This is a genomic window from Variovorax sp. 10N412, assembly GCF_056394985.1.
In genome coordinates this window covers 28,293-53,990 of the sequence record NZ_JBFTIO010000011.1, presented here as the reverse complement: position 1 = coordinate 53,990, position 25,698 = coordinate 28,293, and the positions used below count along the sequence as shown (strand labels likewise).

Sequence of the window (25,698 nt, the reverse complement as noted above, 5' to 3'; positions counted from 1 at the left end):
CACATATGGTTGAAATCGAACTCGACGGCAAGAAGGTCGACGTGACCGAAGGCAGCATGATCATGCATGCGGCCGACAAGGCAGGCACGTACATCCCGCACTTCTGCTATCACAAGAAACTGAGCATCGCGGCCAACTGCCGCATGTGCCTCGTGGACGTGGAAAAAGCGCCCAAGCCGATGCCGGCCTGCGCCACGCCCGTCACGCAGGGCATGATCGTTCGCACCAAGAGCGAAAAGGCCATCAAGGCGCAGCAGTCGGTCATGGAGTTCCTCCTGATCAACCATCCGCTGGATTGCCCGATCTGCGACCAGGGCGGCGAATGCCAGCTGCAGGACCTGGCCGTGGGCTACGGCGGCTCTTCTTCTCGCTACGAAGAAGAAAAGCGCGTCGTGTTCCACAAGGACGTGGGCCCGCTGATCAGCATGGAAGAAATGAGCCGCTGCATCCATTGCACGCGCTGCGTCCGCTTTGGCCAGGAAGTGGCCGGCGTGATGGAGCTCGGCATGACCCAGCGCGGCGAGCACTCCGAAATCGAGACCTTCGTGGGCGACTCGGTCGACTCCGAACTCTCGGGCAACATGATCGACATCTGCCCGGTCGGCGCGCTCACGAGCAAGCCGTTCCGCTACAGCGCCCGCACCTGGGAACTGTCGCGCCGCAAGTCGGTGAGCCCGCATGATTCCACCGGCGCCAACCTGATCGTCCAGGTCAAGAACAACCGCGTGATGCGCGTGGTGCCGCTCGAGAACGAAGACGTCAACGAATGCTGGATCGCCGACCGCGACCGCTTCTCGTACGAAGCGCTCAACGGCCCGGAACGCCTGACGCAGCCCATGCTGAAGCAGGGTGGCCAATGGCAGCAGGTCGACTGGCAGACGGCGCTCGAGTACGTCGCCAACGGCCTGCGCCAGATCAAGGCCGACCATGGTGCGCAAAGCATCGGCACGCTCGTCAGCCCGCACAGCACGCTCGAAGAGCTGCATCTCGCCGCCATGCTCACGCGTGAACTCGGCAGCGACAACATCGACTACCGCCTGCGCAACGCCGAATTCACGGCGTTCGAAGGCGTGCGCTGGCTCGGCACCTCGATCGCCTCGCTCACGCAAGTGCAGCGCGCGCTGGTCGTCGGCTCCAACCTGCGCAAGGAACATCCGCTGTTCGCGCAGCGCATCCGCCAGGCCGTGCGTAAGGGCGCCTCGCTGTCGGTGATCACCTCGGCCAGCCTGATGGCCGACCGCGACGCCTGGGCCATCGACGTGGCGCAGTCGTCGATCGTCGACGCCGACCAGTGGGTCGAAGCGCTGGCCGCTGTGGCCGCCGCCATCGGCGCAACCAATGGCGCGACCGCGCCGCTGGCGCCGGCCAACGCACCCGGCGATGCCGCCAAGGCCATCGCAGCGTCGCTGCTGAGCGGCGAACGCAAGGCCGTGCTGCTCGGCAACGCCGCCGCGCACCACGCCCAGGCCAGCAGCCTGCTGGCCCTGGCGAACTGGATCGGCGCGCAAACCGGCGCCACCGTCGGCTACCTGACCGAAGCGGCCAACACCGTGGGCGCGCAGCTTGTCGGCGCGTTCCCGAAGAACGGCGGCCTCGATGCCGGCCGCATGCTCGCCGCGGGCTCCGGCCTGAAGGCCGTGATGCTGCTGAACACCGAGCCGGTGTTCGACTCGGCCGCAGGCGCCGCCGCAGCCGATGTCATCGGCAATGCGCAAATGGTCGTCACGCTCAGCCCCTTCAAGGCCAACCTCGCCTTCAGTGACGTGTTGCTCCCGATCGCCCCGTTCAGCGAAACCCCCGGCACCTTCGTCAACGCCGAAGGCCGCCTGCAAGGTTTCCATGCCGTCGTGAAGCCGCAAGGCGAAACGCGTCCGGCGTGGAAGGTGCTGCGCGTGCTGGCCAACCTGCTCGGCCTGCCTGGCTTCGCGTTCGAATCGACTGCCGACGTGCTCGCCACCATCGGTGACAGCGGCGCGCTGCCGGCGAATGCCCTGAGCAACGCCACGTCCGCCAAGGCTGTCGCTTCCAACGGCGCAGCTGCTGCGCCCGTGGTCGCGAGCATCTACCAGCTCGACTCGATCGTGCGCCGCGCACCGTCGCTGCAACTGACTGCCGACGCACGCAATGCATTGGCCGGATCGAACGTGTCGGCCCATGCCGAGGAGGCATTGGCATGATCGACGCTATTCATGGCTTCGGCCAGGGCCTGGTCGCCGCAGGCTGGTGGACCGTGGTGGTCTGGCCCGTGATCTGGACGCTGATCAAGATCATCGTGGTCGTGATCCCGCTGATGCTGGCCGTGGCCTACCTCACGCTGTGGGAACGCAAGGCCATCGGTTTCACGCAGATCCGCATCGGCCCGAACCGCACCGGCCCGCTCGGCCTGCTGCAGCCGATCGCCGACGCACTCAAGCTGATGACCAAGGAAATCATTCTTCCGACGGTCGCCAACAAGGGCCTGTTCCTGCTGGGCCCGGTGATGACCATCATGCCGGCGCTCGCCGCATGGGCGGTGATTCCCTTCGGCCCCGATGTGGCGCTGGCCAACATCAATGCCGGCCTGCTGTTTGTGATGGCCATCACCTCGCTCGAGGTGTATGGCGTGATCATCGCGGGCTGGGCCTCGAACTCGAAGTACGCCTTCCTGGGCGCGCTGCGCGCCTCGGCACAGATGGTGAGCTACGAAATCGCGATGGGCTTCTGCTTCGTCGTGGTGCTGATGGTCACCGGCAGCCTGAACATGAGCGAGATCGTGAACGTTCAGGGCAAGGGCATGTTCGCCAACCTGGGCGTGGGCTTCCTGTCGTGGAACTGGCTGCCGCTGCTGCCGATCTTCGTCGTCTACTTCATCTCGGGCCTCGCCGAAACCAACCGTCACCCGTTCGACGTGGTGGAAGGCGAATCCGAAATCGTGGCCGGCCACATGATCGAGTACTCGGGCATGAGCTTCGCGATGTTCTTCCTGGCCGAGTACGCCAACATGTGGCTCGTCTCGATCCTCACCGTGGTGCTCTTCCTGGGCGGATGGCTGCCGCCGTTCGACTTCCTGAGCTTCATCCCGGGCTGGATCTGGCTGGGCGCCAAGACCTTCTGCGTGGTCACCATGTTCCTGTGGGTCCGCTCGACATTCCCGCGCTTCCGCTATGACCAGATCATGCGGTTGGGCTGGAAGATCTTCATTCCCGTCACCCTCGTGTGGCTGGTCGTGGTCGGTGGCTGGATGCAGACGCCGTTCAACATCTGGAAATAACAGGAAGCGCCAATACCATGTCTGCTGCGCACACCGCCGGCGCGTCCGCGCGCCCTTCCAAACTTGCGTCCGCGCCGTTCTCGCTCAAGGACTTCCTGAGCAGCTTCATGCTGTTCGAGCTGTTCAAGGGTCTGGCCGTCACCGGCAAGTACGCCTTCGCCCGCAAGATCACTGTCCAGTTCCCCGAAGAGAAGACGCCGCTGTCGCCGCGCTTCCGCGGCCTGCACGCGCTGCGCCGCTACGAAAACGGCGAAGAACGCTGCATCGCCTGCAAGCTCTGCGAAGCCGTTTGCCCGGCACTGGCCATCACCATCGAATCGGATGTGCGCGACGACGGCTCGCGCCGCACGACGCGCTACGACATCGACCTGACCAAGTGCATCTTCTGCGGCTTCTGCGAAGAAAGCTGCCCGGTCGACTCGATCGTGGAGACGCACATCTTCGAATACCACGGCGAGAAGCGCGGCGACCTGTACTTCACGAAGGACATGCTCCTGGCCGTGGGCGACCGCTACGAAAAAGAAATTGCAGCGAACAAGGCGGCTGACGCCAAGTACCGCTGATCCGACCAGCCCGAACCCCGTACCCATTCGAATTCCATGGACGTCAAGACCGGTCTGTTCTATCTGTTTGCCGCGGTGCTGCTGTTCGCAGCCTTCCGCGTCATCACCGCCCGCAACCCCGTGTACGCCGCGCTGTACCTGGTGCTGGCCTTCTTCCAGGCTTCGGCCATCTGGTTGCTGCTGCGCGCCGAGTTCCTCGCGATCTCGCTGGTGCTGGTGTATGTCGGCGCCGTGATGGTGCTGTTCCTGTTCGTCGTGATGATGCTGGACATCAACGTCGACGGCCTGCGAGAGGGCTTCTGGAAGCACTTCCCGCTGGCCGCTGGCGTGGGTGCGCTCATTGCGCTCGAAATGGCGGCCGTGCTGATGGGCGGTTTCCGCCTGGGCGAGGCACCTCGCGCGGCCTCTGGCCCGATGGCGGCCGACGCCTCCAACACGCTCGAACTGGGCAAGTTGCTGTACACCGAATACCTCTACCCGCTGGAAATTGCCGCGGTCATCCTGCTCGTGGCCATCGTGGCCGCCATCGCGTTGACGTTGCGCACCCGCAAGGACAGCAAGTACGTGAATCCGGCCGACCAGGTGCGCGTGAAGGCGCGTGACCGCGTGCGCATCGTGCAGATGCCGGTGACGCGTGCGGCCGAACCTGTGGCTGAAGCTGCAGCTGCGGATGCTGCAAAGGAAAACAAGGCATGACGCTCACGCTAGGACACTTTCTTTCGCTCGGCGCGATGCTCTTCGCGCTGTCTGTGATCGGCATCTTCCTGAACCGCAAGAACCTGATCGTGCTGCTGATGGCCATCGAACTGATGCTGCTCGCGGTCAACATGAACTTCGTGGCGTTCTCGCACTTCCTGGGCGACATGCACGGTCAGATCTTCGTGTTCTTCATCCTGACGGTGGCTGCGGCCGAGTCGGCCATCGGGCTGGCGCTGCTGGTTCTGCTGTTCCGCAACAAGTCGAACATCAACGTGGACGAACTCAACTCGCTCAAGGGTTGAAAGCAACATGAGCGCAACCCTTTCCGCATCCACCTTGCTGGCCGTGCCGCTGGCACCCCTGGTCGGCGCCGCTGTCGCCGGCCTGTTCGGCACGAAGTTCGGCGGCAATCACATCGGCCGCAAGGTCACGCATTCGCTGACCATCCTGGGCGTGCTGGTCGCCTTCATCATCTCGGCCATGACGCTCAAGAGCGTGGTGGCCGACGGTGCGCGCTTCAACGCCACCCTCTACGAGTGGATGGTGGTGGGCGGCCTGAAGATGGAAGTCGGCTTCATGGTCGACGGCCTCACCGCCATGATGATGTGCGTCGTGACCTTCGTGTCGCTGATGGTCCACATCTACACCATCGGCTACATGGAAGAAGACGACGGCTACAACCGCTTCTTCGCGTACATCTCGCTGTTCACCTTCTCGATGCTGATGCTCGTCATGAGCAACAACATGCTCCAGCTGTTCTTCGGCTGGGAAGCGGTGGGCCTGGTGTCGTACCTGCTGATCGGTTTCTGGTTCAACAAGCCGACCGCCATCTTCGCGAACATGAAGGCCTTCCTGGTCAACCGCGTGGGCGACTTCGGCTTCATCCTGGGCATCGGCCTGATCGCGGCCTACGCCGGCACGCTGAACTACACCGAAGCCTTCGCCAAGGCGAACACGCTGGCCGGCATCACCTTCCCGGGCACCGAATGGATGCTGATCACCGTGATCTGCATCTGCCTGTTCATCGGCGCGATGGGCAAGAGCGCGCAGTTCCCGCTGCACGTGTGGCTGCCCGACTCGATGGAAGGCCCGACCCCCATCTCCGCGCTGATCCACGCGGCCACGATGGTGACCGCCGGCATCTTCATGGTGGCGCGCATGTCGCCGCTGTTCGAGCTGAGCGACACGGCCCTGAGCTTCATCCTCGTGATCGGCGCCATCACCGCACTGTTCATGGGCTTCCTGGGCATCATCCAGAACGACATCAAGCGCGTGGTCGCGTACTCGACGCTCTCGCAGCTCGGCTACATGACCGTGGCGCTCGGTGCCTCGGCCTACTCGGTGGCCGTGTTCCACCTGATGACGCACGCGTTCTTCAAGGCGCTGCTGTTCCTCGGCGCCGGCTCGGTGATCATCGGCATGCACCACAACCAGGACATCCGCTGGATGGGCGGCGTGCGCAAGTACATGCCGATCACCTGGATCACGTCGCTGCTGGGTTCGCTCGCGCTGATCGGCACGCCGTTCTTCGCCGGCTTCTACTCGAAGGACAGCATCATCGAAGCGGTGCACGAAAGCCACCTGTGGGGCGCGAACTTCGCGTACTACGCGGTGCTGGCCGGCGTGTTCATCACGGCGTTCTACTCGTTCCGCATGTACTTCCTGGTCTTCCACGGCAAGGAACGCTACGACCAGAACCCCGATGCGCACCATGACGACCACGGCCATGGCCACGACGATCATGGCCACGGTCACGAGGCCCACAAGCCGCACGAGTCGCCGATGGTGGTCTGGCTGCCGCTGGTGCTGCTGGCCATTCCCTCGGTGGTGATCGGCTTCATGACGATCGAGCCGATGCTGTTCGGCGAGTTCTTCAAGAACGCGATCTTCGTGGACGGTGCCAAGCACCACGCCATGAAGGAGCTGGAAGAAGCCTTCCACGGTCCGGTGGCCATGGCCATCCACGGCCTGACGACGGCGCCGTTCTGGCTGGCACTGGCCGGCGTGGTCCTGTCCTGGTACATGTACATGATCAACCCGGCGCTGCCGGCCGCGATCAAGCGCGCCTGCGGCCCGATCTACCGCCTGCTGGAAAACAAGTACTACCTCGACTGGATCAACGAGAACATCATCGCCCGCGGTACGCGTGCGCTCGGCACCGGCCTGTGGAAGGGGGGCGACCAAGCCCTCATCGACGGCGCCGTGGTCAATGGTTCGTGGAAGCTGGTCGGCCGTATTTCAGGTGTGGTGCGCTGGATGCAGTCGGGCTACATCTATCACTACGCCTTCGCGATGCTGCTGGGCATCTTCATCCTGATGACGTATTTCGTCTGGTTCAAACGCTGAGCCTAGCGCTGGAGAAAAAGAAAAATGGGTTTGTTGAGCCTTGCCATCTGGGTGCCGATCGCATTCGGCGTCGCGCTGCTGGCGTTTGGCCGTGACGAGCACGCCAAGGGCGTCCGCTGGGTCGCCCTCGTCGGCGCCATCGTGAGCTTCCTGGTCACGGTGCCGCTGTTCACGGGTTTCCGCAACGGCACCGCCGCCATGCAGTTCGTCGAGAAGACGAGCTGGATCTCGCGCTTCAACGTCAACTACCACCTCGGGATCGACGGCATGTCGCTCTGGCTGGTGCTGCTGACGTCGTTCATCACGGTCATCGTCGTGATCTCGGCCTGGGAAGTGATCACCGAGCGCGTGAACCAGTACATGGGCGCGTTCCTGATCCTGTCGGGTTTCATGATCGGCGTGTTCTCCGCGCTCGACGGCATCCTGTTCTACGTGTTCTTCGAAGCCACGCTGATCCCGATGTACCTGATCATCGGTATCTGGGGCGGCCCGAACAAGATCTACGCTGCGTTCAAGTTCTTCCTGTACACCTTGCTCGGCTCGCTGCTGATGCTGGTGGCGCTGATCTTCCTGTACAACAAGTCGGGCGGGAGCTTCGACATCCTGGCCTGGCACAAGCTGCCGCTGGGGTCGACCGCGCAGACCTTCCTGTTCTTCGCCTTCTTCGCGGCCTTCGCGGTGAAGGTGCCGATGTGGCCGGTGCACACCTGGCTGCCCGACGTGCACGTCGAGGCGCCCACCGGCGGTTCGGCGGTGCTGGCCGCGATCATGCTGAAGCTGGGTGCCTACGGCTTCCTGCGCTTCTCGATGCCCATCGCCCCCGATGCGTCGCACGAATGGGCCTGGCTCATGATCGCGCTGTCGCTGATCGCGGTGATCTACGTGGGCCTGGTCGCGCTGGTGCAGCAGGACATGAAGAAGCTGGTGGCGTATTCGTCGGTCGCGCACATGGGCTTCGTGACGCTGGGCTTCTTCATCTTCAACGAGCTCGGCGTGTCCGGCGGCATCGTGCAGATGATTGCGCACGGCTTCGTCTCGGGCGCGATGTTCCTGGGCATCGGCGTGCTGTACGACCGCGTGCACTCGCGCCAGATTGCCGACTACGGCGGCGTGGTCAACACCATGCCCAAGTTCGCGGCTTTCGCGCTGCTGTTCGCCATGGCCAATTGCGGCCTGCCGGGCACCGCCGGTTTCGTGGGCGAGTGGATGGTGATCCTGGGCGCCGTGAAGGCCAACTTCTGGATCGGCCTCGGTGCGGCCACGGCGCTGATCTTCGGAGCGGCCTACACGCTGTGGATGTACAAGCGCGTGTACTTGGGCCCGGTCGGCAACGACCACGTCAAGGAGCTCAAGGACATCAACGCCCGCGAGTTCGTGATGCTGTCGCTGCTGGCCATCGCCGTGCTTTGGATGGGCCTGTATCCGAAGCCTTTCACCGACGCCATGGACGCCTCGGTGCTCGAGCTCCTGCGCCATGTGGCTATTTCGAAGCTGCCTTCCTGATTCCACGCTGAAGACAAGAGAACGAGATGATTGACAAAATCAGCTGGGTCACGATCTACCCTGAAATCGTGTTGCTGGTCATGACCTGCATCATTGCGCTGGTCGACCTGTCGACCACGGACCATCGCCGCACGCGCACCTATGTGCTGACGTTGCTCACGCTCGCCGTGGTGGGCGTGCTGTCGGGCCTTGCGGCCCTCAACGGCAAGACGGCCTACGGCTTCGGTGGCATGGTCGTGAGCGACCCGATGGGCAACTGGCTCAAGTGCTTCGCCACCATCGCCCTGATGGTCACGCTGGTCTACGGCCGTCCCTATGCGGCCGACCGCGACATGCTGCGCGGCGGCGAGATGTTCACCATGAGCATGTTCGCGCTGCTGGGCATGTTCGTGATGATCTCGGGCAGCAACTTCCTGCTGATCTACCTGGGCCTGGAACTGCTCACGCTGTCGAGCTATGCGCTGGTGGCGCTGCGCCGCGACAACGCGGTGGCCAGCGAGGCGGCCATGAAGTACTTCGTGCTCGGCGCCATGGCCAGCGGCTTCCTGCTGTACGGCCTGTCGATGATGTACGGCGCCACCGGTTCGCTCGACGTGAACGAGGTCTTCAAGGCCATCGCCAGCGGCAAGGTGAACCACCAGGTGCTGGTGTTCGGCCTGGTGTTCATCGTGGCCGGCCTGGCATTCAAGGTGGGCGCTGCGCCGTTCCACATGTGGGTGCCAGACGTCTACCAGGGCGCGCCTACGGCGATCACGCTGCTGATCGGCGCCGCGCCCGAGCTGGCCGCCTTCGCGATCATCATTCGCCTGCTGGTCGATGCGTTGCAACCGCTGGCCATCGACTGGCAGCAGATGCTGGCCGTGCTGGCCATCGCCTCGCTGCTGGTCGGCAACCTGGCCGCCATCGCGCAGAGCAACCTGAAGCGCATGCTGGCGTACTCGACCATCTCGCAGATGGGCTTCATGCTCCTCGGCCTGGTGGCCGGTTCGGACCAGCAGGGCACCTACAACGCCCAGTTCGCCTACAGCGCCTCGATGTTCTACATCGTGACCTACGTGCTGACCACGCTGGCGAGCTTCGGCATCATCCTGCTGCTGGCGCGCGAAGGCTTCGAAAGCGAAGAGATCACCGACCTCGCAGGCCTGAACCAGCGCAGCCCGCTGTACGCCGGCGTGATGGCGATCGCCATGTTCTCGCTGGCCGGCCTGCCGCCGCTGGTGGGCTTCTACGCGAAGCTGGCCGTGCTGCAGGCGCTGATTGCGTCGGGCCATGCTATCTACATCGGCCTGTCCGTGTTCGCGGTGATGATGTCGCTGATCGGCGCCTTCTATTACCTGCGCGTGGTGAAGGTCATGTACTTCGACGCGCCGGTCACGGCGACCACGGTGTCGGCGCCGCGCGACGTGCGCGTCGTGCTCACGATCAACGGCGCGCTGATCCTGATCCTGGGCATCGTGCCCGGCGGGCTCATGACGCTTTGCTACGACGCGATCGTGGCCACGCTGGCGCACTGACGCGCAACACCCGGTGTCGCAAACCGCGTCGGTCTGGGTTGTTCTGCTGGTGGCCCTGGTGGCCGCCAACCTGCCTTTCTTCAACGACCGCCTGTTCGGCGCCGTGCCACTGCCCACGCGACCCAAGTCGCTCGCAGTGCGCCTCGCCGAACTGGTGGTCTTGTACTTTCTGGCCGGCGGCATCGGGCTGCTGTTCGAGCGCAGGGCAGGGCAGATCGCCCCGCAGGGCTGGGAGTTCTATGCGGTAACCGGCGCGCTGTTCATCGTGCTGGCCTTTCCGGGGTTCACCTGGCGCTACCTGATGAAACACAGGCACTGACGACATGACATCACCCACCACCGATTCGCACCTGAAGGAAGAGCTGGTCCGCAGCGAGGAGCTCTTCAAGGGCAACTTCCTGCAGGCCAAGCGAGACACCATCCGCCTGCCCGACGGCCACAGCGCCACGCGCGAGTACGTGGTGCACCCGGGTGCCGTGGTGGTGATTCCGTTGCTGGACGACGGCCGCGTGGTGCTGGAGCGGCAGTTTCGCTACCCGGTCGGCCACGTGATGATCGAGTTCCCGGCCGGCAAGCTCGACGCGGGGGAAGACCCCTTCGTCTGCGGCCGGCGCGAGCTGCTCGAGGAAACCGGCTACACCGCGCGCGAATGGGCGCACGCGGGTGCGATGCACCTGGCGGTGGCGTACTCGACCGAGATCATCCACATCTACTTTGCGCGCGGCCTCACGCTCGGCGAGCGCCAGCTCGACCATGGCGAGTTTCTGGACGTGTTCACGGCCACGCCCGCAGAGCTGGCCGGCTGGTGCCGCGACGGCAGCGTGACCGATGCCAAGACGCTGACCTGCACGCTCTGGCTGCAGAACGTCCTGTCCGGCGCATGGGCACTGGACTGGAAGGCCGTGCCCGAACAAGGCGGCGCGGGATAATCCGCGCATGAAGGTTCTCGATCTCCGCTGCGCACACGGCCATGGCTTCGAGGGCTGGTTCGCGTCCACAGAGGCCTTCGAGACCCAGTTGGCGAGCGGACTGGTCGAATGCCCGGTCTGCGGCGACACCGCCATCGTCAAGCTGCTGAGCGCGCCGCGCCTCAATCTCGGCAACGCGAAGCCACCGCAGGAAGCCACCGCGCCGGCCGCCTCTTCGGGCGTTTCCACGGAGCTTTCACCCGAAGCCCGCTGGATGCGCGCCGTGCGCGAGGTCATGGCGAAGACCGAGGACGTTGGCGACCGCTTTGCCGACGAAGCCCGCAAGATGCACTACGGCGAAGCCCAGGAACGCGGCATCCGCGGCCATGCCACGCCCGAGCAGACCGAGGCGCTGCTCGACGAAGGCATTGCGGTGATGGCGCTGCCGATACCGGCAGCGCTCAAGGAAACCCTGCAGTAGTCGGCCCGGCGCTCGCGGCCTTCAGTCCATTCAGGCCGTGAACTGCAGTGCCGCCAGGCGCGCATAGACGCCACCTTGCGCGACCAGCGTCGCGTGCGTTCCCTGCTCGACGATGCCGCCGTGGTCCAGCACCACGATGCGGTCTGCCTTCTGCACCGTCGCCAGCCTGTGGGCGATCACGACCGTGGTGCGGTTTTCCATCGCCGATTCCAGTGCCGCCTGCACCATGCGTTCGCTTTCCGCATCGAGCGCGCTCGTGGCTTCGTCGAGCAGCAGCAGCGGCGGGTTCTTGAGGATGGCGCGCGCGATCGCGATGCGCTGGCGCTGTCCGCCCGACAGGCGCACGCCGCGCTCGCCCAGGAAGGTGTCGTAGCCCTCGGGCAGCGCCTGCAGGAAGTCGTGCGCGAAGGCGGCGCGCGCGGCGGCATGCACTTCGTCGGCGGTGGCCTCCGGGCGGCCGTAGCGGATGTTCTCGAAGGCGCTGGTCGAGAAGATCACCGCGTCCTGCGGCACCAGGCCGATGCGGGTTCGCAGGTCGGGCAGGGCGAGCGAGGCCAGCGGCGTGCCGTCGAGCAGCAGGCGGCCGGACTGCGGGTCGTAGTAGCGCAACAGCAACTGGAACACCGTGCTCTTGCCCGCGCCGCTCGATCCCACCAGCGCGACGGTTTCGCCGGGTGCGACGTCGAGGCTGAAGTCGCGCAGCGCCGGCGTGCCGGGACGCGACGGGTAGTGAAAGGTCACCGCATCGAACTTGATGGCGCTGCCCGCAACAGGGACGGGCGCGACCGCCGGGTTCGAGGGTGAAGCGATGGCCGCGGGCGCATGCAGCAGTTCCATCAGGCGCTCGGTGGCTCCGGCGGCGCGCAGCAGGTCGCCGTACACCTCGCCCAGCACCGCGGTGGCGCTCGCCAGGATGGCCACGTAGACCACGGTCTGGCCCAGGTGGCCGGCCGTGATGTCGCCCCGCAGCACGGCCTGCGTGCCCTGGTACAGGCCCCACAGCAGCGCGGCCGAGGTCGCGATGATGATGAACGCGACCAGCACCGAGCGCGCCTTGGTGCGCCGCACCGCGGTGCTGAAGGCGTTTTCGGTGGAGCCGTTGAAGCGCGCCGCCTCGCGGCCCTCGGCTGTGTAGCTCTGCACCACGGGGATGGCGTTGAGCACTTCGGCGGCAATCGCGCTTGAATCGGCTACGCGGTCCTGGCTGGCGCGCGACAGCTTGCGCACGCGGCGGCCGAACCACATGCTCGGCAGCACCACCAGCACCAGGATGCCCAGCACCTGCACCATCACGTAGGGGTTGGTCCACACCAGCACGGCCAGTGCGCCCACGCCCATGACCGCATTGCGCAGGCCCATGCTCAGCGACGAGCCCACCACCGTCTGGACCAGCGTGGTATCGGCCGTCAGGCGCGACAGCACTTCGCCGGTCTGCGTGGTTTCGAAGAAAGCCGGGCTCTGTGTCAGCACGTGGCCGTAGACCGCGTTGCGGATGTCGGCGGTGACCCGCTCGCCTAGCCAGCTCACCGTGTAGAAGCGCGCCGCAGAGAAAAGCCCGAGCGCCACGGCCACCGCGAAGAGGGCGCCGAAGTGCTCCCGCAGCGCCATGGTCTGCGCACCCTTGTCGGGGTTGATCAAGCCTCCGTCAATCAGGCTGCGCAAGGCGATAGGAAAAGCCAGCGTGGTGACCGCTGCCATCACCAAAAAGATCGCCGCCAGGACGATCTGGACGCGATAAGGGCGGAGGAATGGGCTCAGGCCCGACAGCGACCGGGGCGAGCCCTTGGCCTGGGAAGACGGTGCATTGGAAGCCATGCACCGATTCTAACGATCCCTTGCCCTCACAAAGGCAGCCTTGACAATAACTGTCATGGCAGCTAATATTTTGGCCATGAGCGATGCCAATTCCAACCCAGCTTCGTCGGCCTCCACCGACGCCGAGCGTCGCGCGCCTGCCGCCTTCTATCGGCCGGAGACCTACCAGACCGAGGAGAGCATCGGTTACCTGATGCGCCGCATCGTCACGGCCGTCGGCCAGTCGATCGAAAGCCGCATCTGCGAGCCCGGCAGCCCGACCTATCCGCAGTGGGTGCCTCTCTACAAATTGCATGTCGGCGCCGCCACCACGGTGGCCGAACTGGCCCGCGCCTGCGAGCTCGATACCGGCGCCATGACGCGCCTGCTCGACCGCCTGGAGGCCAAGGGCCTGTGCCGGCGCGTGCGCTCGCTCGAAGACCGCCGCGTGGTCAACATCGAGCTCACCGACGAAGGCCGTTCCGCCGCCAAGGAAGTGCCTTACGTGCTGAGCCGCGTCCAGAACGAACACCTTGCAGGTTTTTCCAATGAGGAATGGGAGCAGCTGAAGGGCTACTTGCGCCGCATCCTCGACAACGCACAGGCCCTCGCGGTCCGTGGAGATAAAAATGACTGATTCCCTCGCCGTGCGCGCACCGCGTCGCACTTCTGTCGTGGCCGCCGCGTTGCTGGTGGTCGCACTGGCCGGCTGTGCCGACATGGCCGGCATCGGCTCGCAGGCCAAGCTGCGCGACGCCTCGTCGCTGGGCATCGCGCCCGACACCGCAGCGGTGCCGGCGTCCCGGCTCGACGGCCAGTGGTGGTTCGCATTCGGCGACACGCAGCTCAATTCGTTGATCGACCAGGCCGTGGCCGGCAACCCGAACCTGCAGGTCGCGCAGGCCCGGCTCGCGCGCGCGCAGGCCTCGGCCGACATTGCCGGCGCGGCCCTCAAGCCGCAGGTCAAGGGCGACCTCGACCTGAACCGCCAGAAGTTCAACAGCAACTACATCTACCCGGCGCCGCTGGGCGGCTCCACGCAGAACATCGGCCTGCTGCAGCTCAGCGCCAGCTGGGAGCTCGACTTCTTCGGCAAGAACCGCAGCGCGCTGGACACCGCCATCGGCGCGGCCAACGCCGCGGCCGCCGACGCCGATGCCGCCCGCGTGCTGCTCGCGAGCAACGTGGCGCGCAGCTACTTCCAGTGGGCGCGCCTGAACGACCAGCTCACCGTGGCCCGGCGCACGCTGGCCCAGCGCGACGAAACGCTCAAGCTGGTGCGCGACCGCGTGTCCGCCGGACTCGACACCCGCCTCGAACTGCGCCAGAGCGAAGGCGGCCTGCCCGAGGCACGCCAGCAGATCGAAGCGCTCAACGAGCAGATCGCGCTGCAGCAGCATGCGCTCGACGCGCTCGTGGGCCAGCCCAACGTGTCGGCCTCGCTCAAGCCGCCCGCGCTCGAAAGCGTGAAGACCATGGCCCTGCAGGCCAACATTCCCGCCGATCTGCTGGGCCGCCGCGCCGACATCGCCGCGGCGCGCTGGCGCGTCGAGGCTGCCACCAGCGACGTGGCCAACGCCAAGACGCTCTTCTATCCCAACGTGAACCTCACGGCCTTCGCGGGCTTTCAGAGCCTGGGCTTCGGCAAGCTGCTCAAGTCGGGCAGCGAGCAGTGGGGCGTGGGCCCGGCCATCAGCCTGCCGATCTTCGAAGGCGGCAAGCTGCGCGCCAACCTGCGCGGCAAGTCGGCCGACCTCGACGTGGCCATCGAAAGCTACAACGCCGCCGTGATCGATGCGGTGCGCGACGCCGCCGACCAGGTGGCCAGCGCGCAGTCGATCACGCGCCAGCAGGCCGAGCAGCGCGCCGCGCAGACCGCGGCCGAAGGCGCCTACGACATCGCCGTGCAGCGCTACCGCGCGGGCCTGGGCAATTACCTCAACGTGCTGACGGCAGAAACCGCCGTGCTGGCGCAACGCCGCCTGGCGGTCGATCTCGCCGCGCGCGCGCTCGACACGCAGGTGGCGCTGGCGCGCGCACTGGGCGGCGGCTGGCAGCCACCGGCCACCGCGACGGCCGCACTGAACCACTGAACTGACTCGACTCCCTCGTCTTCGGAAAGAACTTCACCATGAGCGATAACAACACTCCGACGCCGGCTGCTGCCGCAGCCTCCGCAAATCCCACGGCGCCCGAGGCGCCGGCGAGCAACGGCAAGCGCCGTCGCGCACTCACCGCGCTCGCCGCGGTGGTGATCGTCGCCGGCGGCGGCTGGGGCCTCTACGAATGGCTGGTCGCCAGCCACTACGAGGACACCGACAACGCCTACGTGTCGGGCAACGTCATCCAGATCACGCCGCAGATCGGCGGCACCGTGATGGCCATCGGCGCCGACGACACCGACTTCGTCAGGGCCGGCCAGCCGCTGGTGCAGCTCGACCCGGCCGACGCCAAGGTGGCGCTCGAGCAGGCCGAGGCCGCGCTCGCGCAGGCCGTGCGCCAGGTGCGCACCCTGTACGCCAACAACGGCTCGCTGGCCGCGCAGGTCACGCTGCGCCAGTCGGACATCGTCAAGGCGCAGAGCGACATCGCCAAGGCGCAGGACGACCTGCAGCGCCGCCGCGCGCTGTCGGGCAACGGCGCCGTGTCGAAGGAAGAACTCAACCACGCCGAGACGCAGCTCGACACCGCCAAGAGCCAGCTCGCCGCTGCGCAGGCCGGCGTCGTCGCCGCGAAGGAAGCGCTGGTCAGCAACCAGTCTCTGACCGAAGGCACCAGCGTGGCCCAGCACCCGAGCGTGCTGGCCGCCGCCTCCAAGGTGCGCGAGGCCTACCTGGCCACGCAGCGCGTCGCCATGCCCGCGCCGGTCGACGGCTATGTGGCCAAGCGCACCGTGCAGCTCGGCCAGCGCGTCTCGGCAGGCACGCCGATGATGTCGATCGTGCCGCTCAACCAGCTGTGGGTCGACGCCAACTTCAAGGAAGTGCAGCTGCGCAACATCCGCATCGACCAGCCCGTGAAGCTCACGGCCGACGTGTACGGCAAGAAGGTCGAATACACCGGCAAGGTCGCTGGCCTCGGCGTGGGCACCGGCAGCGCCTTTGCGTTGCTGCCCGCGCAGAACGCCACCGGCAACTGGATCAAGGTGGTGCAGCGCGTGCCCGTGCGCATTGCGCTCGACCCCGAGCAGCTCAAGGCCAACCCGCTGCGCATCGGCCTGTCGATGGACGCGGAGATCGACATCTCGTCCAAGAGCGGCAAGATGCTCGCCGACGCGCCGCGCGCCACCGCGCTGACGCAGACGGCGGTGTACAGCCAGCTCGACCACGGCGCCGACGCCGAAGTGGACCGCATCGTCTCGGCCAACCTCGGGCGCAGCGCACCGGCCACCGCCGGCGTGCCTTCCAAGGGTTCGGCCGCGCCTGCGACCACGCCGGGCGCGGCCTCCGTGGCCGTGCAAGGCCAGCCGGGCTGATCGCCCGCGCTTCCTTCAGGTAAACAGAGCCCGCGCGACCGCACATGGCCACTGCTGCTCCTGCCTACATAGCGCACGCGCCACTCGAGGGCTCGGCCCGCGTGTGGGGCACCATCGCGCTTTCCGCGGCAACCTTCATGAACGTGCTCGACTCGTCGATCGCCAACGTGTCGTTGCCCGCCATCTCGGGTGACCTGGGCGTGAGCACCACGCAAGGCACCTGGGTCATCACCAGCTTCGCGGTGGCCAACGCCATCGCGGTGCCGCTCACGGGTTTCATGACCCAGCGCTTCGGGCAGGTCCGCCTGTTCATGGCCAGCGTGATCCTGTTCATGGTCGCCTCGCTGCTGTGCGGCCTGGCGCCGAACATGACCACGCTGATCGCCTTCCGTGCGCTGCAGGGCTTTGTCGCCGGCCCGATGATTCCGCTGTCGCAGACGCTGCTGCTGTCGAGCTACCCGCGCGCCAAGGCGGGTCTGGCGATGGCCATGTGGTCGATGACCACGCTGGTCGCGCCGGTGATGGGGCCGCTCCTGGGCGGCTGGATCACCGACAACATCTCGTGGCCGTGGATCTTCTACATCAACATCCCGGTGGGCATCGTCGCGGCTTCCATCACCTGGGCGCTGTATCGCAAGCGCGAGAGCACCACGCACAAGGTGCCCATCGACGCCATCGGCCTGGCGCTGCTGGTGCTGTGGGTCGGCTCGATGCAGCTCATGCTCGACAAGGGCAAGGAGCTCGACTGGTTCCACTCGCCGCAGATCGTCACGATGGCGGTGGTGGCCGTGGTCGGCTTCGCGTTCTTCCTGATCTGGGAGCTGACCGACAAGCATCCGGTGGTCGACCTGTCGCTGTTCAAGCGCCGCAACTTCTGGTCGGGTGCCGTGGCAACCGCCGTGGCGTACGGCCTGTTCTTCGGCAACGTGGTGCTGCTGCCGCTGTGGCTGCAACAGTGGATGGGCTACACCGCGACGCAGGCGGGGATGATCATGGCGCCCGTGGGGCTGCTGGCGATCTTCTTCTCGCCGATCGTCGGGCTCACGGTGGCGAAGATCGATCCGCGGCGCTACGCGACCTTCTCGTTCCTGGTGTTCGCGCTGGTGCTGTGGATGCGGTCGAACTTCAACACGCAGGCCGACTTCGTCACCATCATCATCCCGACGGTGATCCAGGGCATCGCGATGGCGTTCTTCTTCATCCCGCTGGTGACCATCACGCTGTCGGGCCTCACGCCCGACCGCATTCCGGCGGCGTCGGGGTTGTCGAACTTCCTGCGGATCACGGCCGGTGCCATGGGCACCTCGCTCACCACCACGCTGTGGGACAACCGCGCCACTCTGCACCACGCGCAGCTCTCGGAGACGATCAACCAGGGCAACAACGCGGCGACCAGCGCAATGTCGGGTCTTGCGAGCAGCGGCTTCAGCACCGAGCAGGTGCTGGGGCAGATCAACCGCATCGTCGACCAGCAGGCCTACATGCTGGCCACGAACGACATCTTCTATGCGTCGGCGATCCTGTTCCTGCTGCTGATTCCGCTGGTGTGGCTGGCAAAGCCGCAAAAGGGCGGTGCCGGTGGCGACGCTGCGGCAGGCGCCCACTGATCGGCAGCCGACAGGCGACCCACTCGACCCCCGGGCTTCTTCGAGAAGACCCGGGGGTTTTTACGTCCCGAGCGCGCGCAGCACGTCGTGGCACGCGCCCATGGTGTGGTAGTCGGTCTTGCCGGCCGGGCTTTTCTCGTCGCTGATCTTGCGGTTCTGCGGCGTGAGGATGCGGTACCAGGCACCGTGCCGGTGATCGACGAAGTGCTCCCAGCTGTACGCCCAGATGCTGTCGTACCAGTCCCAGTAGCCCGGCTCGCCGGTGCGCACCGCGAGCAGCGCGGCGGCGGCGAAGCTCTCGGCCTGCACCCAGAAGTATTTGTCGCCGTCGCACACCGTGCCGTCGGGCCCGAAGCCGTAGGCCAGCCCGCCGTTGTCGGCGTCCCAGCCGCGGAACATGGCGGTGTCGAAGAAGTGACGGGCGCGCGGCACGATCCACTCTGCCTCGCGGCCCGCCGCGGCCAGGTGCGGTTCAAGCTGCAGCAGCAGCTTGGCCCATTCGGTGAGGTGGCCGGTCTGGAAACCCCAGGGGCGGAAGATGTTGGTCTTGTCGCCGCGGTTGTAGTCCCAGTCGACCGACCAGTCCTCGCGGTAGTGCTCCCAGACCAGGCCATCGGCCAGGGCAGCCTGCCGGCCGGTGATGGATTCCGCCAGCACCGATGCCCGCGCCAGGTAGCGCGCTTCGCGCGTGGCCTCGTACGCGGCGAGCATCGCCTCGCAAGCATGCATGTTGGCGTTCTGGCCCCGGTAGGCGCCCACGCGCCAATCGACGGTGGCCTCGTCGGCATAGAGCTGGTGCTGCGGCTCCCAGAAATGCCGCTCCATCAGGTCCCAGGTGTGTGCCAGCCCGGTGCGCGCTTCTTCCACGCCGGCCATCAGCGCATGCGCATGCGCGAGCAGCACGAAAGCCAGGCCGTAGCAGTGGTTGGTGGCGTCCTGCACGGTGGCGCCGTGCGGTTGCCAGTCGATCTGCCAGGCGTAACCGCCTTCGCGTTTCGCGTGGCCCTGCTGAAGAAAGGCCAGGCCGTGGCGCGCCGCCTTCTGGTGCGCCGGATTGCCGAAGCGCCGGTAGGCCATGGCGTGGTTGAAGACGAAGCGCGTGCTGCTCACCAGATGGCGCGTGCGCCGGTCGTACACCGTGCCGTCGTCCTTGTAGAAATGAAAGAACCCGCCCGACGCGTCCAGGCAGCGCGGCTCGTAGAACGCGAGCGTGTGCAGGATGTGATCGGTCAGGAAATCGGGCGAGCGGAAGTTCGGCATCGAAGACAGGGCGGTCGGTTCGAGAAGTGGTGGCGATAGCCATCCGGACGCTGTCGAAGCGACCGACGGCTTCTTTGTCATCGCAACGACAGTCACCCATTCTTGCGCCGTACCACCCCGTACAGGTTGCACTGCAGCATAGGCATTTGCCCCAGTATGAAATTGCAGGGCGCCCACCAACAATCAGTCCGCGCCCGGTAGTGGCGCATTCAGATGGGCCGCATGACCGACTTTCTTTTTTCGCATCCGGGCGACTTCGCGAGATGAGCGACGTCATCCTCGAAACACGCCAGCTCACCAAGGAATTCAAAGGGTTCACCGCGGTCAGCAAGGTCGACCTGTCGGTGGTGCGCGGTTCGATCCACGCGCTCATCGGCCCTAACGGCGCCGGCAAGACGACCTGCTTCAACCTGCTGACGAAGTTTCTCGAGCCGACCACCGGCACGATCCTCTTCAACGGTCAGGACATCACGGGCGAGCGCCCGGCGCAGATCGCACGGCGCGGCATCATCCGCTCGTTCCAGATCTCGGCCGTGTTCCCGCACCTCACGCTGCTGGAAAACGTGCGCCTCGGCCTGCAGCGCCGGCTGGGCACCTCGTACCACTTCTGGAAGAGCGAGAAGTCGCTCAAGCCGCTCGATGCGCGTGCGCGCGAACTGCTGGCCGAAGTGGGCCTGGAAGACCTTGCCGACGAGCAGACCGTGAACCTGCCCTACGGCCGCAAGCGCGCGCTCGAGATTGCGACCACGCTGGCCATGGAGCCCGAACTGATGCTGCTCGACGAACCGACCCAGGGCATGGGCCATGAAGACGTGCACCGCGTGGCCGAACTCATCAAGCGCGTGTCGGCCGGGCGCACCATCCTCATGGTCGAGCACAACATGAGCGTGGTCTCGACCATTGCCGACACCATCACCGTGCTGCAACGCGGCGCCGTGCTGGCCGAGGGGCCTTACGCCGAAGTCTCGAAGAACCCGCAGGTCATGGAGGCCTACATGGGCACGACGGACGGCCAGTTGCAAGGTGCCCACTGACATGACGGCCGCATTGGAAATCAAGGGCCTGCAGGCCTGGTACGGCGAGTCGCACGTCCTGCACGGTGTCGACATGGTCGTGCAGCCCGGCGAAGTCGTCACGCTGCTGGGCCGCAACGGCGCGGGCCGCACCACCACGCTGCGCGCCATCATGGGCCTGACCGGTGCGCGCAAGGGCAGCATCGAGGTCCACGGCAAGGAAACGATCGCGATGCCGACGCATCGCATCGCCCACCTGGGCATCGGCTACTGCCCCGAGGAGCGCGGCATCTTCGCGAGCCTCTCGTGCGAAGAAAACCTGCTGCTGCCGCCCGGGCTCAAGGGCGCGGGGCCCGGCATGTCGGTCGAAGAGATCTACGCCATGTTCCCCAACCTGGCCGAGCGCCGCCACAGCCAGGGCACGCGGCTCTCGGGCGGCGAGCAACAGATGCTGGCCGTGGCGCGCATCCTGCGCACGGGCGCCAAGCTGCTGCTGCTCGACGAGATTTCAGAAGGCCTGGCACCGGTCATCGTGCAGGCGCTGGCCCGCATGATCACCATGCTGCGCGCCAAGGGCTACACCATCGTGATGGTGGAGCAGAACTTCCGCTTCGCCGCACCGCTGGCCGACCGCTTCTACGTGATGGAGCACGGCCGCATCGTCGAAAAGTTCGGCGCTGCAGAACTCGAAGCCAAGATGCCGGTGCTCACCGAACTGCTCGGCGTCTGAGAAGAAAAACAAACGTCCACAAGACCGCACCCTCATCCCACAAAGATTCCTCCAGGAGACAACACCATGAACAAGAAACTCGGCCTCATCGCCTCCGCCGTCGCCGTCCTCGCCATGAGCGCAGGTGCCGCACAGGCGCAGGAAAAAGTGAAGATCGGCTTCGTCACCGACCTGTCCAGCCTGTACGCCGACCTCGAAGGCAAGGGCGGTGCCACTGCCATCCAGATGGCCATCGACGACTTCGGCGGCAAGGTGCTGGGCCAGCCCATCGAGCTGCTGGTGGCCGACCACCAGAACAAGGCCGACATCGCCGCCTCCAAGGCGCGCGAGTGGGTCGACACCGCCGGCGTGACCATGATCTTCGGCGGCACCAATTCCGGCACCGCGCTGGCCACGGCCAAGGTGGCCGAAGAAAAGAAGCGCGTGTACTTCAACAACGGCGCCGGCAGCTCGGTGCTCACCAACGAGCAGTGCAGCCCCTACACCGTGCACTACGCCTACGACACCGTGGCGCTGGCCAAGGGCACGGGCGCAGCGGTGGTCGACCGCGGCGGCAAGAGCTGGTTCTTCCTGACGGCCGACTACGCCTTCGGCCACGCGCTCGAAGCCGACACCACCAAGGTCGTGAAGGAAAAGGGCGGCACGGTGGTGGGCGCGGTGCGCCATCCGCTGAACGCGTCGGACTTCTCCTCGTTCCTGCTGCAGGCGCAGAACTCCAAGGCGCAGATCCTGGGCCTGGCCAACGCCGGCGGCGACACCATCAACGCCATCAAGGCGTCGAAGGAATTCGGCATCAACAAGACCATGAAGACGGCGGGCCTGCTGGTGTTTCTGAGCGACATCCACAGCCTGGGCCTGAAGAACACCGAAGGCCTGCTGCACACCACCAGCTGGTACTGGGACCTGAACGACGACACGCGCAAGTTCGCCAACCGCTTCTTCGAGAAGACCAAGCGCATGCCCACGGACGTGCAGGCCGCCGACTACTCGGCCACCACCACCTACCTGAAGGCCGTGGCCGCCGCCAAGACCACCGATTCCGACAAGGTGATGGCGCAGCTCAAGAGCATGAAGATCGACGACTTCTACGGCAAGGGCCAGATCCGCGCCGACGGCAGCTTCATCCACGACATGTACCTGGTCGAAGCGAAGTCGCCCGCCGAGTCGAAGAAGCCGTGGGACTACCTGAAGGTGCTCAAGGTGCTGCCGGGCGACCAGGTCTTCACGACCAAGGCGGAAACGAAATGCGCGGCCTGGAAATAAGCGGCTGAAGCCGCCACCGACACCCCCACCGAAGTCAACGAGGAGAACCATTCCATGAAACGCACGCTCATCGCCTCTGCCTGCCTCATCGCCACCTGCCTGACGGCCGCAGGCGCTGCACAAGCGCAGGAGAAGGTCAAGATCGGTTTCATCACCGACATGTCGAGCCTCTACGCGGACGTGGAGGGCAAGAACGGCGCCCTCGCGATCCAGATGGCCATCGACGACTTCGGCGGCAAGGTCAACGGCATGCCCATCGAGCTGCTGCAGGCCGACCACCAGAACAAGGCCGACATCGCCGCTTCCAAGGCGCGTGAATGGATCGACACGCAGGGCCTGACGATGCTGTTCGGCGGCACCAGCTCGGGCACCGGCCTGGCCATGGCCAAGGTGGCGCAGGAGAAGAAGCGCGTGTTCATCGTGAACGGCGCGGGCAGCTCGGCGCTCACCAACGAACAGTGCAGCCCCTACACCGTGCACTACGCCTACGACACCGTGGCGCTGGCCAAGGGCACCGGCAGCGCGGTGATTGCGCGCGGCGACAAGAGCTGGTTCTTCCTGACCGCCGACTACGCCTTCGGGCAGGCCCTGGAGGCCGATGCGTCCAAGGTCGTGAAAGAGAAGGGCGGCACCGTGGTGGGCAGCGTGAAGCATCCGCTGAACACCTCCGACTTCTCCTCGTTCCTGCTGCAGGCGCAGAACTCCAAGGCGCAGGTGCTGGCGCTGGCCAACGCGGGCGGCGACACCATCAACGCCATCAAGGCGGCCAAGGAGTTCGGCATTTCCAAGACCATGAAGATGGTCGGCCTGCTGGTCTTCGTGACCGACGTGCACAGCCTGGGCCTGAAGAACACCGAAGGCCTGCTGCTCACCACCAGCTGGGACTGGAACCTGGACGACAAGACGCGCGCCTTCGGCAAGAAGTTCTTCGACAAGACCAAGCGCATGCCCACCGACATCCAGGCGGCCGACTACTCGGCCACCATGACCTACCTGAAAGCCGTGCAGGCTGCCAAGAGCACCGACGCCGACACCGTCATGGCGCAGATCAAGAAGACGCCGATCGACGACTTCTATGCCAAGGGCGTGGTGCGCGACGACGGCCGCTTCGTGCACGACATGTACCTCATGCAGGTGAAGTCGCCCGCCGAGTCCAAGCAGCCTTGGGACTACTACAAGGTGGTCCAGAAGCTCAAGGGCGAAGACGTCTTCACCACCAAGGCCGAGAGCAGGTGCGCCCTCTGGAAGTGATTGTTCGCGGGCGCCGCGGCGCCCGGGTTCGTTGAAACGCTTATGAACATTTCCCTGCCCGGCCTGCTGAGCCAGCTCCTCCTGGGGCTGGTGAACGGCTCGTTCTACGCCATCCTGAGCCTCGGGCTCGCGGTGATCTTCGGCCTGCTCAACGTCATCAACTTCGCGCACGGCGCGCTGTTCATGATGGGCGCCATCCTGACCTGGATGGCGATGGAATATTTCGGCATCAACTACTGGGTGATGCTGATCGCGGCGCCCCTCGTCATCGGCGTGTTCGGCGTGCTGATCGAGCGGCTGCTGCTGCGCTGGATCTACAAGCTCGACCACCTCTACGGCCTGCTGCTCACGCTGGGCCTCACGTTGCTGATCGAAGGCGTGTTCCGCTCGGTCTACGGCGTGTCGGGCCTGGCCTACGAAGCGCCCGATGCGCTGTCCAGCGCCACCGACCTGGGCTTCATGGTCCTGCCCAACTACCGCGCCTGGGTGGTCGTGGCCTCGCTGGTCGTGTGCTTCGCCACCTGGTACGTCATCGAGAAGACGCGGCTGGGCGCCTACCTGCGCGCCGGCACCGAGAACCCGCGGCTGGTGGAGGCCTTCGGCGTCAATGTGCCGCTGATGATCACGCTGACCTACGCCTTCGGCGCGGGGCTGGCGGCGTTTGCCGGCGTGCTTGCCGCGCCGGTGATCCAGGTGTCGCCGCTGATGGGGCAGAACCTCATCATCGTGGTGTTCGCGGTGGTCGTCATCGGTGGCATGGGCTCGATCATGGGGGCCATCCTCACCGGCCTGGGGCTCGGTGTGATCGAGGGGTTCACCAAGGTTTTCTATCCCGAGGCTTCGTCCACGGTCGTGTTCGTGATCATGGTCATCGTGCTGTTGATTCGCCCCGCCGGCCTGTTCGGCAAAGAGAAGTAAGGCGACCGGCACCATGAACATGAAAAAAATATCCACCGTCGTCTACGGCCTGCTGCTGGTCGCGCTGCTCCTGGCGCCGTTCTTCGGCGCCTACCCGGTGTTCGTGATGAAGCTCATGTGCTTCGCACTGTTCGCCGCGGCCTTCAACTTGCTGCTGGGCTTCACCGGCCTGCTGTCCTTCGGCCATGCGGCCTTCCTGGGCGGCTCCGCATACGTCGCGGGCCATGCGATGAAGGTCTGGGGCCTCACGCCCGAACTGGGCCTGGTCGCGGGTACGCTCGCCGGCGGCTTCCTGGGCTGGGTCTTCGGCGTGGTGGCCATCCGCCGCCAGGGCATCTACTTCGCGATGATCACGCTGGCGCTCGCGCAGATGATGTTCTTCGTCGCACTGCAGGCCAAGTTCACGGGCGGCGAAGACGGCCTGCAGGGCGTGCCGCGCGGCAAGCTGTTCGGCTTGATCGACCTGTCGAACGACCTCACGATGTACTACGTGGCGCTGGTCGTGGTGGTGCTGGCATTCCTGCTGATCGTGCGCACCATCCACTCGCCGTTCGGCCAGGTGTTGAAGGGCATCAAGGAGAACGAGCCGCGCGCGCTGTCGCTGGGCTACGACGTGAACCGCTTCAAGCTGCTGGCCTTCGTGATTTCGGCGGCGCTGTCGGGCCTGGCCGGGTCGCTCAAGACGCTGGTGCTGGGCTTTGCCACGCTGTCCGACGTGCACTGGACGGCATCGGGCCAGGTCATCCTGATGACGTTGGTGGGCGGGCTGGGCACCATCTCCGGTCCGCTGGTGGGTTCGGCGGTGGTGGTGCTGCTGGAGAACAAGATCGGCGAACTCGGCAACTTCCTGGCGCGCATCACCACGATCGACTGGTTCAACACGCTGGGCGAGTCGGTGACCATGGTCACGGGGCTGATCTTCGTGATCTGCGTGCTGGCCTTCCGCAAGGGGATCATGGGGGAGATCATTGCGTTCATCGAGCGGCGCAAGGGGCGCAGTTCAGGCTCGTCGTCGCATTGATCGCCTCGGGTATAGGTCATTTGTAGACACCTATAACGCAAAGGTTTCCGAGGTTGACATTGCGTTGCTCTAGCGCTTCTAAGTCTTTTTTCTTTGCGCTGC

At 65.6% G+C, this 25,698-nt stretch carries 23 protein-coding genes; 21 read left to right on the top strand and 2 right to left on the bottom strand.

Annotated elements, in window-relative coordinates:
• The first annotated feature begins 5 nt into the window (after window positions 1–5).
• Genes nuoG through AC1DJH_RS22850 form a run of 11 tightly spaced genes read left to right on the top strand, consistent with a single transcriptional unit; the run spans window position 6 to window position 11,264 of the window.
• Window positions 6–2,177, top strand: coding sequence for an NADH-quinone oxidoreductase subunit NuoG (gene nuoG / locus AC1DJH_RS22900; protein WP_478187278.1), 2,172 nt, complete (start codon window positions 6–8; stop codon window positions 2,175–2,177).
• Window positions 2,174–3,250, top strand: coding sequence for an NADH-quinone oxidoreductase subunit NuoH (gene nuoH / locus AC1DJH_RS22895; RefSeq protein WP_435484254.1), 1,077 nt, complete (start codon window positions 2,174–2,176; stop codon window positions 3,248–3,250). Before nuoG ends, nuoH begins: the two co-directional genes overlap by 4 nt.
• Before the next feature lie 17 nt (window positions 3,251–3,267).
• Entirely contained in the window at window positions 3,268–3,813 is a 546-nt protein-coding gene (gene nuoI / locus AC1DJH_RS22890; RefSeq protein WP_435436613.1) for an NADH-quinone oxidoreductase subunit NuoI, read from the top strand.
• A 36-nt stretch (window positions 3,814–3,849) separates the two neighbouring features.
• Entirely contained in the window at window positions 3,850–4,509 is a 660-nt protein-coding gene (locus AC1DJH_RS22885) for an NADH-quinone oxidoreductase subunit J (protein WP_435436614.1), read from the top strand.
• Window positions 4,506–4,814, top strand: a complete 309-nt coding sequence (nuoK, locus tag AC1DJH_RS22880) for an NADH-quinone oxidoreductase subunit NuoK (RefSeq protein ID WP_019653383.1) — start codon at window positions 4,506–4,508, stop codon at window positions 4,812–4,814. Before AC1DJH_RS22885 ends, nuoK begins: the two co-directional genes overlap by 4 nt.
• Before the next feature lie 7 nt (window positions 4,815–4,821).
• Complete coding sequence (gene nuoL / locus AC1DJH_RS22875; RefSeq protein WP_435436615.1) at window positions 4,822–6,858, top strand: NADH-quinone oxidoreductase subunit L; 2,037 nt, start codon at window positions 4,822–4,824, stop codon at window positions 6,856–6,858.
• 24 nt (window positions 6,859–6,882) lie between these two features.
• Window positions 6,883–8,361 (top strand): NADH-quinone oxidoreductase subunit M, encoded by a 1,479-nt coding sequence (locus tag AC1DJH_RS22870; RefSeq protein WP_478187277.1) that lies wholly within the window; start codon window positions 6,883–6,885, stop codon window positions 8,359–8,361.
• A gap of 26 nt (window positions 8,362–8,387) precedes the next feature.
• Window positions 8,388–9,875, top strand: a complete 1,488-nt coding sequence (gene nuoN, locus AC1DJH_RS22865) for an NADH-quinone oxidoreductase subunit NuoN (protein WP_478187276.1) — start codon at window positions 8,388–8,390, stop codon at window positions 9,873–9,875.
• A 13-nt stretch (window positions 9,876–9,888) separates the two neighbouring features.
• Window positions 9,889–10,194 (top strand): DUF2818 family protein, encoded by a 306-nt coding sequence (locus AC1DJH_RS22860; protein ID WP_435484252.1) that lies wholly within the window; start codon window positions 9,889–9,891, stop codon window positions 10,192–10,194.
• Between the two features lie 4 nt (window positions 10,195–10,198).
• The gene (locus tag AC1DJH_RS22855) at window positions 10,199–10,804 is read left to right on the top strand and encodes an NUDIX domain-containing protein (RefSeq protein ID WP_478187275.1); all 606 of its coding nucleotides are present in this window, start codon (window positions 10,199–10,201) and stop codon (window positions 10,802–10,804) included.
• Between the two features lie 7 nt (window positions 10,805–10,811).
• Window positions 10,812–11,264 carry a DUF1178 family protein gene (locus tag AC1DJH_RS22850; protein ID WP_478187274.1) on the top strand — a complete coding sequence of 151 codons (453 nt, stop codon included), beginning with the start codon at window positions 10,812–10,814 and terminating at the stop codon, window positions 11,262–11,264.
• A 30-nt stretch (window positions 11,265–11,294) separates the two neighbouring features.
• On the opposite strand, the gene AC1DJH_RS22845 is transcribed toward AC1DJH_RS22850, so the two are convergent.
• On the bottom strand, window positions 11,295–13,079 hold the full coding sequence (locus AC1DJH_RS22845) for an ABC transporter transmembrane domain-containing protein (protein WP_435484249.1): 1,785 nt from the start codon (window positions 13,077–13,079) through the stop codon (window positions 11,295–11,297).
• 76 nt (window positions 13,080–13,155) lie between these two features.
• On the opposite strand from AC1DJH_RS22845, the gene AC1DJH_RS22840 reads away from it, so the two are divergent.
• From AC1DJH_RS22840 to AC1DJH_RS22825, 4 genes are read left to right on the top strand one after another with little or no spacing between them, the layout of a single operon-like run.
• On the top strand, window positions 13,156–13,695 hold the full coding sequence (locus tag AC1DJH_RS22840) for a MarR family winged helix-turn-helix transcriptional regulator (RefSeq protein ID WP_435484248.1): 540 nt from the start codon (window positions 13,156–13,158) through the stop codon (window positions 13,693–13,695).
• Window positions 13,688–15,151: an efflux transporter outer membrane subunit gene (locus AC1DJH_RS22835; RefSeq protein ID WP_478187273.1), complete on the top strand. Its 1,464-nt coding sequence runs from the start codon at window positions 13,688–13,690 to the stop codon at window positions 15,149–15,151. The genes AC1DJH_RS22840 and AC1DJH_RS22835 overlap by 8 nt, the downstream gene beginning before the upstream one ends.
• A gap of 38 nt (window positions 15,152–15,189) precedes the next feature.
• Complete coding sequence (locus AC1DJH_RS22830; protein WP_478187272.1) at window positions 15,190–16,533, top strand: EmrA/EmrK family multidrug efflux transporter periplasmic adaptor subunit; 1,344 nt, start codon at window positions 15,190–15,192, stop codon at window positions 16,531–16,533.
• A gap of 44 nt (window positions 16,534–16,577) precedes the next feature.
• A complete protein-coding gene (locus tag AC1DJH_RS22825) occupies window positions 16,578–18,140 on the top strand; it encodes a DHA2 family efflux MFS transporter permease subunit (protein WP_478187271.1) in 1,563 nt (520 codons plus the stop codon).
• A 60-nt stretch (window positions 18,141–18,200) separates the two neighbouring features.
• On the opposite strand, the gene AC1DJH_RS22820 is transcribed toward AC1DJH_RS22825, so the two are convergent.
• Window positions 18,201–19,400 carry an AGE family epimerase/isomerase gene (locus AC1DJH_RS22820; protein ID WP_478187270.1) on the bottom strand — a complete coding sequence of 400 codons (1,200 nt, stop codon included), beginning with the start codon at window positions 19,398–19,400 and terminating at the stop codon, window positions 18,201–18,203.
• A 263-nt stretch (window positions 19,401–19,663) separates the two neighbouring features.
• Here AC1DJH_RS22820 and AC1DJH_RS22815 point away from each other — a divergent pair, with 263 nt between their 5' ends.
• The 6 genes from AC1DJH_RS22815 (at window position 19,664) to AC1DJH_RS22790 (ending at window position 25,596) form a co-directional block, all read left to right on the top strand.
• Window positions 19,664–20,434: an ABC transporter ATP-binding protein gene (locus AC1DJH_RS22815; RefSeq protein WP_435494715.1), complete on the top strand. Its 771-nt coding sequence runs from the start codon at window positions 19,664–19,666 to the stop codon at window positions 20,432–20,434.
• Between the two features lies 1 nt (window position 20,435).
• Window positions 20,436–21,143: an ABC transporter ATP-binding protein gene (locus tag AC1DJH_RS22810; RefSeq protein ID WP_472120772.1), complete on the top strand. Its 708-nt coding sequence runs from the start codon at window positions 20,436–20,438 to the stop codon at window positions 21,141–21,143.
• Between the two features lie 114 nt (window positions 21,144–21,257).
• Window positions 21,258–22,406 (top strand): ABC transporter substrate-binding protein, encoded by a 1,149-nt coding sequence (locus AC1DJH_RS22805; protein WP_472121035.1) that lies wholly within the window; start codon window positions 21,258–21,260, stop codon window positions 22,404–22,406.
• Window positions 22,407–22,460: 54 nt separating this feature from the next.
• Window positions 22,461–23,657: an ABC transporter substrate-binding protein gene (locus AC1DJH_RS22800; RefSeq protein WP_472120771.1), complete on the top strand. Its 1,197-nt coding sequence runs from the start codon at window positions 22,461–22,463 to the stop codon at window positions 23,655–23,657.
• A gap of 42 nt (window positions 23,658–23,699) precedes the next feature.
• Window positions 23,700–24,575, top strand: a complete 876-nt coding sequence (locus AC1DJH_RS22795) for a branched-chain amino acid ABC transporter permease (protein ID WP_472120769.1) — start codon at window positions 23,700–23,702, stop codon at window positions 24,573–24,575.
• Between the two features lie 13 nt (window positions 24,576–24,588).
• Window positions 24,589–25,596, top strand: a complete 1,008-nt coding sequence (locus tag AC1DJH_RS22790; protein ID WP_478187269.1) for a branched-chain amino acid ABC transporter permease — start codon at window positions 24,589–24,591, stop codon at window positions 25,594–25,596.
• Window positions 25,597–25,698 lie beyond the last annotated feature (102 nt).